Annotated in this window: 1 pseudogene; it reads left to right on the top strand. The window is 66.5% G+C overall.

Annotated elements, in window-relative coordinates:
- A pseudogene (locus MBTS_RS22140) lies at positions 1–629 on the top strand (hypothetical protein); the annotation flags it as partial.

Raw genomic sequence — 629 nt, 5'->3', positions numbered from 1 at the left:
GGCAAGATCGTCGTCGCGGGGTACGGCACCGGCTTCTACAGCGGCACAGACTTCGCGATGGTGCGCTACAACGCGAACGGCAGCCTCGATACCACCTTCGGCTCGAGTGGCAAGATCCTCACCCCGATCAGCATGGGCCCGTCGGCAGACTATGCCTACAGCGTCACGGTTCAGGCGGACGGCAAAATCGTCGTCGCGGGCCAAGGTTTCAGCGCCGGTACCAGCAACGACTTCGCGGTGGTGCGCTACAACGCGGACGGCAGCCTCGACACCGGCTTCGGCACGGGCGGCAAGATCCTCACCTCGGTCGGCACCGGCTCGGACACTGGTCAGAGCGTCACCGTCCAAGCGGACGGCAAGATCGTCGTCGCGGGCTATGGCCAGGGTAGCGGCACCGGTTACGACTTCGCGGTGGTGCGCTACAACGCGGACGGCAGTCTCGACACCTCGTTCAACCTGCAGAGCTCGCTCGGCGGCACGGTCGCTTTCACAGAGAACGGCAACAGCGTTCGCCTCGACACAGACGTCACCCTCTCCGATGTCGACCTCGACGCGCTGAACGGCGGTCTGGGCGACTATGCCGGCGCCACGCTGACGCTGGCCCGCCAAGGCGGGGCGGACGCGCAGGA

The organism is Methylobacterium bullatum, assembly GCF_014845095.1.
Classification (GTDB): Bacteria; Pseudomonadota; Alphaproteobacteria; order Rhizobiales; family Beijerinckiaceae; genus Methylobacterium; species Methylobacterium bullatum.
The sequence above is the reverse complement of the archived record's forward strand: the minus strand, read 5'-3'. Positions and strand labels throughout refer to the sequence as shown.